This is a genomic window from Lutispora sp. (genome assembly GCF_041687175.1).
GTDB lineage: Bacteria > Bacillota > Clostridia > Lutisporales > Lutisporaceae > Lutispora.
In genome coordinates this window covers 1-8,111 of the sequence record NZ_JAWLCK010000115.1, presented here as the reverse complement: position 1 = coordinate 8,111, position 8,111 = coordinate 1, and the positions used below count along the sequence as shown (strand labels likewise).

The window sequence follows — 8,111 nt, the reverse complement described above, 5'->3', positions numbered from 1 at the left end:
TTTTTTATATAGTTCAAAGTTACATTAGAAATGAGCTTAACAGGAAAAGCTGCTGAACAAGCAGCAGCTTTTTTCCATTGGCTCCATTTTACATCGAATTTATCTCCATTTGCTTTGCAGTATTCATAGAACTTATTCAGAAAAACTATCCTTTCCTTGTTATAGAAAGATTGTGCGGTACTTTCTTTAAAATTCGCCAATGCCACTTGTCTGTCTATAATTTCTTCTGCGGTGGCTGACTGGTAATTTTTCATCATATCATACATGATCATAAAAGTAGCAGTTCTTCCTATACCTTCCTTACAGTGAAAATGGTACCAGGATTCTTTAGGTTGAGCCTTAATACTATCTACAAAGTAATCAACCATGTCATCAGTTGGTATTCCTCCATCCCTGACTGTTACCCGTAAATAAGACAATCCTTTTGATTTGACAAGATGGTCCTCATTTTGAACATTTGTAGGTGTTACAGTTATTTTAGGATGGTTATAAAAATTAATAGGTTTATTCAGCTTTATGCTTTTTAGTTTTTTGACTTCATCCACCAAAACCTGGTCTCTAGTCAAGCCCACATTGGCGTTATTTTTTTCATCTGCCCAGCTGACCGAGTATTCATTGATGAATCCATGGGATTCCTGTCTCAAATCTACCACTGTTATTGGCAGTGAGGTTCTAATAGCATCAATCAACATAGGAAGATTCTTCACTGTGAATTGTTGACTGCCTGAGATATTTAATTTATCTAACCCTGTTAAATTTAAGTTTTTGTTGTCTTTTATAATGGTTAAGTCTGTAGTTTTACGAAAATTCCTGGGCAGAATATCTACATGACCAGGAGAATCTACCACAAGATTTACATCTTTTTTTACATCCATAGATTTAGCTTCAATGCTCGCGGCTGTCAAGAATGTCAATGAAATGGATATTATCAACATTAATAAAAATGATGCCACTCTTTTGAAATTTTTGCCCAATTTAATCCCTTCTTTCCTTATAAAATGATTAAGGTGAGTAATCATAGTATAAGGTGACGAAACTAATTCTATTCAAGTTATCCATGCTACAAACTCCACTAATTGCCATAATTACATAATTTAACTGGAAATTTTCATTTTAATTTTTCTATAATGAAAACGCCAGAAGATAAAGTTATTTACTGATTCACTCTATCTTCTGGCACTTACTTAAATCTCATACCTCAAATTCAGAACAGTCTATCTTATATTTGCTGATTTTTCGATACAGAGTATTTCTTCCTATCCCTAGTGCTTTTGCACAATTGGTAATGTTGCCCTTAAATCTCTTCAGAGCTTTTATAATAATCTCCTTCTCTACTTTTTCCAGATTAAATTCGGCTTCTTCTATATCTATATAGTTTTCATTACCGATAGCCTTTTTGCTTTTTATATGGTTGTGATCAATACAACCTGTATTTAACACTAGTTCTATCAGATTCTCAAGTTCTCTTATATTACCGGGCCAATCATATTCAATCAATTCTTTCAGGTAATCCTTAGTTAATTCAATAACCTTCTTATTAATTCGTTTTGATATTTTATTCATAAAATAATCTATCAATAGCGGAATATCGTCCTTTCTCTCCCTCAAGGCAGGCAGCCTAAGTGGCAGAACATTAAGCCTGTAGAATAGGTCCTTTCTGAAATTTCCCCTGTTTACTTCTTCTACCAGGTCTTTGTTGGTTGCGGCTATAATTCTAACATCTACAACGATCTCTTTGGTACTGCCTATCCTGCATACGGTACCCTCCTCGATTACTCTCAGCAGCCTGGTTTGCATATCAAGAGGCATCTCTCCAACTTCATCCAGAAATATAGTTCCTCCATCTGCTATCTCGAACTTCCCAGGATGGCCATTCTTCTTGGCTCCGGTAAATGCACCCTCCTCATAACCAAAAAGCTCGGATTCTATCAAGTTTTTGGGAATGGCGCCGCAGTTCAGGGCTACAAAGGTTTCATTTCTTCTATTACTATAGTTATGAATAGACTGGGCAAAAACTTCTTTTCCTGTACCACTCTCTCCCATTATCAGGATGGTGGACCTGCTGTCAGCAATTTGCTTAGCAAACTCAATGGTTTTGAGAAACTCTTTATTATTCCCAATTATCTTATCAAAGGTATATATAGCTTGTCGCCCCATTATCTTATTTGCTAATTTTCTTACCTTTCTTACTTCTTTAAAAACATAAACAACACCATTCAAGTTTTCCTTAATATCTCGTATAGGATAAACACTTAGATTGTACTGCAATACATTTTTCCTGGAGTTAACAAATACATCCTCATCTAAGTAATTATCATTGAGCCTGATTGCCTTAATGGCATTATCCCAGTCTTCAAACAAACTATACGCCTTCTTTTGTTTCATTTCTTCCTCTGTATAACCAAACAAATATAGCATGTGCTTGTTTACTGTAATTATATTTCCATCCAAATCCGATGTCATAATACCAGCAGGAATGGAGTCAATTATTGTATCCGTGTATATCTTGGCCGATTCCAATTTCTTATTATATTCAATAATCTCCAGCATCTTTTCTATTGCATTTACTGCTGCAACTACCATACCCAGTGTATGAGAATTGACAGAGTCATAATATCCTGTCAAATCCAGCACCCCGATAAGCTTATTATTAGCATCCATTATTGGTGCTGCTGAGCAGGTCCATTTATGATAAGCCTTTATATAGTGATCTTCTCCGGAAATTTGTATTGGCTTTTTCTCTGTAAGTGCCAGGCTCATTGCATTAGTTCCGATATTTTCTTCATCCATATAAGCTCCCGGTATCATTTTGATAGCAAATGCTTCCTCTAATATCCCTTCGTCACCAATAACGTTTAGAATACATCCGCTTTCATCTGTTAAAATAGTAAAAAAATTAGATCCCTTAACAAAATTATATAGATGCTCAATAAAGGGCTTAGACAATTCTATTAATTCTCTATTCCTTTTTAATACTCTTTGAAGAGCTGCTCCTTCAATTATCTTGCGACTATACTTAAGCTCTGTGTCCAAATTTCGTAATCTACACCTTTCCTTGGATGCCTCAATACTTTTTCTTATATTGAGCTCAGTAGCCTTATTCATTACTTCCATCCCCTAACAATTATTTCAGTATTTATTAATATTCTCTTCAGAAAATTTTTTTCCTTCGTTTTTCAAGGCAACAGAGAAAAAAATGTGTCATTATTGACCACTGTATCTAAATAGAACACTCATTACGCCCGATTATGTTCCATAATAGAGCATAATATCAAGCTGATTTTTTCATATGGGTATCTGCAGCCGGAAACCATTGTATATTAACAATCATGTAAAAAGCATTCTCACAACTTTATTGGCACATAAATTGCAATAAGTTGTTAAAGATAGGCAGATTATTAATTAAAGGAGGTAATTTGATGAATAAGTTCATAAGAGTGGATATGACTTCATTGAAGGTTACCATCGGAGAAGTTCCCGAGAAGTATGTGGGTTTGGGAGGTCGTGCGCTTACCTCTAACTTTATTGCTGACGAAGTAAAACCTACTTGTCATCCCTTGGGTAAGAATAACAAGTTAATATTTGCCCCAGGCTTGCTTAGCGGTACCTCCGCTCCCAATTCCGGACGTATTTCCGTCGGAGCAAAGAGCCCGCTTACAGGTACTATTAAAGAAAGCAACTCAGGCGGCTCCTTCTCACAAAAAATGGCCAGAATGGGTATAAAGGCCTTAGTTATTGAAGGTATGCCTACAGATGATAAATTCTATGTAGTAAAAATTGATACTAAAGGTGTGTCAATAGATGAAGCTCCGGCAGAGATCCTTGGAGGCACCGGCAACTATGAGGCAATAAAAGTATTAAATGCTAAGTACGGTGAAAAGGTAGGTATTGCTCTTGCCGGTCCAGCAGGTGAATACCGCTTGCCTACTGCGAATATTTCCTTTAAAGACCCTGAGAGCAATTTACGAAGTGCCGGACGCGGAGGTTTAGGCGCTGTAATGGGTTCCAAAAAAGTAAAAGCTATTGTTATAGATGATACAGGTGCTGGTACAGTATCTATTGCTGACCCAGAAAAATTCAAAGCTGCTTCCAAGGTATTTGCTAAAGCCCTTTTGGATCATCCGGTTTCCGGTCAAAGCTTGGCAGCCTATGGTACTGATGTATTGATAAACATACTAAACGAAGCCGGTGGCCTGCCAGCTAATAACTTTACAGCTGGCAGAATAGAACACAATGATAATATATCCGGTGAAACACTAAACTCAACTATTTCAGAGCGTGGAGGCGAAGGCAAGGTATCCCACGGCTGTCATCCCGGTTGTGTAATCAGATGTTCACAATGGTATCCGGACAAACAGGGCAAATACATTACCAGCGGATTTGAGTACGAGACCATATGGGGACTTGGTGCCAATGCCGCGATTAAAGATTTGGACGATATAGCTTATATAGACCGAGCAATGGACGATGTAGGCGTTGATAGTATAGAAACAGCCGTAGCTGTGGCCACTGCAATGGATGGCGGATTGCTGCCATGGGGTGACGGTAAGGCTGTGCTGGATGCTGTTAAGCAAATTGCTGTTCCTACACCTCTTGGACGTATCCTTGGAGGAGGTACTGCCGTTGTAGGCAAGGTATGCGGACTTTACAGAACTCCAGTAGTAAAGGATCAGGGCATACCCGCTTATGATCCGCGTCCTATCAAGGGTATTGGTCTAACATATGCTACTACCCCAATGGGAGCTGACCATACCGCCGGCTATTGTATATCCGGTAACATCCTGAAAGTTGGAGCTAACATGGATCCACTGAAGAAAGATGGTCAGATTGAATACGCAAGAGCTATGCAAATCGGAACAGCTGCAGTTGATAGTACTGGAATGTGTCTCTTTGTATACTTTGGTATAGCTGATAATCCAGAAGGATATCAAGCCCTTATTGACATGATAAATGCACAGTATGGCTGGTCTCTTACAGCATCAGATGTAGATGAACTTGGTAAATCTGTGCTTAAAGTAGAGCGTGCCTTCAATAAGGCTGCTGGTTTTACTAATGCTCATGACAGATTACCGGAGTTTTTCGAGTATGAACCATGTCCACCACATAATGTGGTTTGGGATTTTACTCCTGAAGAGATCGATGAAGTATTCAATTTCTAGTACTCCATAGCATTTATTTTAAATTTAATATCGGAGGAGTGAAAATGGGTGAAAAAGGAAAGAAAACCATTGAGGTCAGGGGCTTTCTTCACTTAGATAAATTCTTGAGAAAAAAGCATGGTACCATTCCCTTAATTCATGAAATTGAAGAAGCAATTAAAGGTTCAGAACTAGCCAAAATACTTGAAATTCCCCTGGAAGAAATAGAAGTCATCTTTGTCAATGGTTTTGTTCAAGCCTTAGACCACATTATTCATCCAGGTGATAGAGTAGCTTTTCTGCCACCCGGTTGTCCGGGTCCATATAGGATAGCTCTTGGCTTTTACGGGAAAAACCAAAATAATGAAGCAAACTTTAAGATAAAAAGGAAGGACTAATGCCCTATGAGTGACATATAAATGAATTTTAACCTGACCTTGACTAAAAGATTTAAAAAAATCTGTTGTGAAAGGATCAAATATAAATGATATGTGTAAAAGTGCGTTTATTTGCAACCTTAAGAGAAAATCGTGATAAGGAAATAATAATCGAATTACCTGACGGAGCAACTCTTTTAGATGTTGTTAAGCACTTAAACATTCCTAAAGAGGAGGCCTCGTTACTGTTAATTAATGGAGTATTTGCAAAGTTAGATAAAGCACTTGAGGACAATGACACGGTATCAATATTCCCTCCAGTGGGAGGAGGCTAAAATAATGATATGGCGTCAGCACATAAGAACTTATCTTATAAGAATTATCTGATTAAGGCTTACCTTGGTGTGTCTAAAATGAAAACAGCCTGAAGGCATCAACATTACATGCTTTCAGGCTGTTTTTGTATTTACTTGTGATAGGGTTCGCCATTTATTACCAAATACATAAATTATTATTTTACATGTAAAAAGACCTCCTAAAAAGGAGGTCCATTTAAACTATCGAGTTAGATTAATCGGTAGGGTGGCACTCCTACATCTCTTTAAAGACCATTTCTGGCGTGGCAGCTGCCTGTTCTGCCCTCAATTAATCTAATCTCATTAATATTCTATCTATATTATAATATCGCTATTCACTAAGTGTCAACCTTTTTTTGAATTCGACTACTGTCCCTCTTTTTAAATATTCCTGCAATTGCTTTTGTGAAAGTGGATACATTGTTCTAAATGCTAAATCTCCTTGTTGCTTTATTCTTACAACAACAATCAGCAATTCGTCAATTCTCTTTATAAACTCCAGACTATTTTTATGTGGATGCACTCCGATATAATCAGGATTTTCAATAACCTCAGGTATTGCAGCAACATGATATTCAAAATCAATTTCGCTTTTGAAATCACCTTTGTGCTTTTGTATATATTTAAATCTATCTTCCCATAAAATTATATCACAAGGATCACGGTTTAAGTTAAGCAAATCGATTATTTCTTTACTTAAAACACCGATTTTAACACTATTAAAGCCTGATTTCAAGTTGTTTATATTAAGTTTATCCGCCATACAATCCTCCCACAAAATATATGTCAATTATAGCACACATATAACTTAAATGAAATGTTTTGTAGGATTATTGTATAAAATGTAAAATATAGCACTTAATAATGTTCACAAACAGACTTCATAGTACTCACTGATGGTAGGGTTCTCCATGTCATATACAATCATCTTTTCTCGTTTTTACTAAAAGCATTATATCTCTAATATGTTTTGAATCAAGTTTATTAAGTGATTTACCATATTTCTTGTCACTGTTTTTGCTACTTGTATTCTTTCAACTTTTAATAATATAACTATTATGTATTTCCGAGGGAGAACATATAGAGAAGTCCATATTCCACCTGCTAAAAAGCTCCAGATTTTTTCTGGTGCTTTTCGCTTATTTCTTTCTAATTTCATAGTCAACAACAGTCCTCCATTTACCAATCTGATCTTTCCAACAACCTTTTCTTACTCCGACTCTCAGAGCACCAATCTTATTTTCATAAACATATTGAGCCCCTGTGTTTTCAAGCATAGTATCCCAAGCAATTTTCTCTATGGAACACTTAGAGTTAATGCTTTCATCTGTAAAAAGAAATTCAAACAGCATTCTGATGATTTTATGCCCGTATCCACTGTTCTGGTAATAAAACTGCATATTTTCCACCCAGTATATGCTATATCCCCTTTAATATCGTAGTTTAACTCATCTACAACCTCTCCATCAATTTCTATAATACAAAGCTGACTTAATTGGTCCTTCCTGCTTATAATTTTTTCAATAATATTTTGTAAAGACTGACCTAATTCATTAGGGAAGCCTGCATTGACCTTACCCTGAAAAAATAGACACAAAGAATGGCTAGTTTTCTATGTTCTTCTTTGCATCTATTCAATTTATAATTAAGCAATCACGAACAACCTTTCAAAATCTGCTGGAGACTTATATCCAAGTCTTGAGTGAAGTCGTATGCGATTATAAAAGACCTCTATATAATCAAATACTGCTAGACGAGCTTCTGCTCTTGTTTTGAACCTTGTTAGGTAAATAAGTTCAGTCTTTAATGTGCCAAAGAAGGATTCCATACAAGCGTTGTCATAACAGTTTCCTTTGCGGCTCATGCTTGATATAAAACCATGCTTACTTAGAAGTTCTTGATATTCATAGCTTGCATACTGAGTACCTCGATCAGAATGATGTATTATTCCTGTAGGAGGATTATATCTTCCAATAGCCTGCTTTAAAGCATTTATTACAAGTTCTTTAGTCATTGTGCTATCCATAGCCCAGCCAACAACCTTACGATTAAATAAATCAACAACTGCAGCAAGATAAAGCCAGCCTTCATTTGTAGGTATGTATGTTATATCTGCTACCCAGGCCTGGTTAGGTGCTGTAGGATTAAAGTTTCTATTTAAAATGTTATCAGCAACTGGATAGTTATGCTTTGAGTTAGTTGTAGCTTTGAACTTTCTCTTTGTTTTTGGCTTTATATTA

The 8,111-nt window shown here is 36.4% G+C and carries 9 protein-coding genes; 3 read left to right on the top strand and 6 right to left on the bottom strand.

Features of this window, described 5'->3' with window-relative positions:
• Both ACESM9_RS12940 and ACESM9_RS12935 read right to left on the bottom strand, forming a co-directional pair.
• A partial coding sequence (locus tag ACESM9_RS12940) for a fused DSP-PTPase phosphatase/NAD kinase-like protein (RefSeq protein WP_411289436.1) occupies window positions 1-974 on the bottom strand: 974 nt, incomplete at its 3' end.
• Window positions 975-1,191: 217 nt separating this feature from the next.
• Entirely contained in the window at window positions 1,192-3,105 is a 1,914-nt protein-coding gene (locus tag ACESM9_RS12935) for a sigma-54-dependent Fis family transcriptional regulator (RefSeq protein ID WP_372999384.1), read from the bottom strand.
• 314 nt (window positions 3,106-3,419) lie between these two features.
• Between ACESM9_RS12935 and ACESM9_RS12930 the strand changes: the two genes are divergently transcribed.
• The 3 genes from ACESM9_RS12930 to ACESM9_RS12920 all read left to right on the top strand — a co-directional run bounded on the left by ACESM9_RS12930 (window position 3,420) and on the right by ACESM9_RS12920 (window position 5,850).
• The gene (locus ACESM9_RS12930) at window positions 3,420-5,159 is read left to right on the top strand and encodes an aldehyde ferredoxin oxidoreductase C-terminal domain-containing protein (protein WP_372999381.1); all 1,740 of its coding nucleotides are present in this window, start codon (window positions 3,420-3,422) and stop codon (window positions 5,157-5,159) included.
• Window positions 5,160-5,203: 44 nt separating this feature from the next.
• Complete coding sequence (locus tag ACESM9_RS12925; protein ID WP_372999378.1) at window positions 5,204-5,536, top strand: MoaD/ThiS family protein; 333 nt, start codon at window positions 5,204-5,206, stop codon at window positions 5,534-5,536.
• An 86-nt stretch (window positions 5,537-5,622) separates the two neighbouring features.
• Window positions 5,623-5,850, top strand: a complete 228-nt coding sequence (locus ACESM9_RS12920; protein WP_372999375.1) for a MoaD/ThiS family protein — start codon at window positions 5,623-5,625, stop codon at window positions 5,848-5,850.
• Window positions 5,851-6,202: 352 nt separating this feature from the next.
• Here the strand turns inward: ACESM9_RS12920 and ACESM9_RS12915 are convergent, their stop codons facing one another.
• The 4 genes from ACESM9_RS12915 to ACESM9_RS12900 form a co-directional block, all read right to left on the bottom strand.
• Window positions 6,203-6,634 carry a PBECR2 nuclease fold domain-containing protein gene (locus ACESM9_RS12915; protein ID WP_372999372.1) on the bottom strand — a complete coding sequence of 144 codons (432 nt, stop codon included), beginning with the start codon at window positions 6,632-6,634 and terminating at the stop codon, window positions 6,203-6,205.
• Between the two features lie 189 nt (window positions 6,635-6,823).
• Window positions 6,824-7,030, bottom strand: a complete 207-nt coding sequence (locus tag ACESM9_RS12910) for a hypothetical protein (RefSeq protein WP_372999369.1) — start codon at window positions 7,028-7,030, stop codon at window positions 6,824-6,826.
• Window positions 7,011-7,271: a GNAT family N-acetyltransferase gene (locus ACESM9_RS12905; RefSeq protein WP_372999366.1), complete on the bottom strand. Its 261-nt coding sequence runs from the start codon at window positions 7,269-7,271 to the stop codon at window positions 7,011-7,013. Before ACESM9_RS12905 ends, ACESM9_RS12910 begins: the two co-directional genes overlap by 20 nt.
• Window positions 7,272-7,516: 245 nt before the next feature.
• Window positions 7,517-8,111 (bottom strand): IS3 family transposase (locus ACESM9_RS12900; protein WP_372999363.1); only part of this gene is annotated, 595 nt, incomplete at its 5' end.

Bases quoted from the DNA above. Each gene is read 5' to 3' on its own strand.
- ACESM9_RS12935 (WP_372999384.1), bottom strand. From the start codon at position 3,105: ATGAATAAGGCTACTGAGCTCAATATAAGAAAAAGTATTGAGGCATCC.
- ACESM9_RS12930 (WP_372999381.1), top strand. From the start codon at position 3,420: ATGAATAAGTTCATAAGAGTGGATATGACTTCATTGAAGGTTACCATC.
- ACESM9_RS12925 (WP_372999378.1), top strand. From the start codon at position 5,204: ATGGGTGAAAAAGGAAAGAAAACCATTGAGGTCAGGGGCTTTCTTCAC.
- ACESM9_RS12920 (WP_372999375.1), top strand. From the start codon at position 5,623: ATGATATGTGTAAAAGTGCGTTTATTTGCAACCTTAAGAGAAAATCGT.
- ACESM9_RS12915 (WP_372999372.1), bottom strand. From the start codon at position 6,634: ATGGCGGATAAACTTAATATAAACAACTTGAAATCAGGCTTTAATAGT.
- ACESM9_RS12910 (WP_372999369.1), bottom strand. From the start codon at position 7,030: ATGAAATTAGAAAGAAATAAGCGAAAAGCACCAGAAAAAATCTGGAGC.
- ACESM9_RS12905 (WP_372999366.1), bottom strand. From the start codon at position 7,271: ATGCAGTTTTATTACCAGAACAGTGGATACGGGCATAAAATCATCAGA.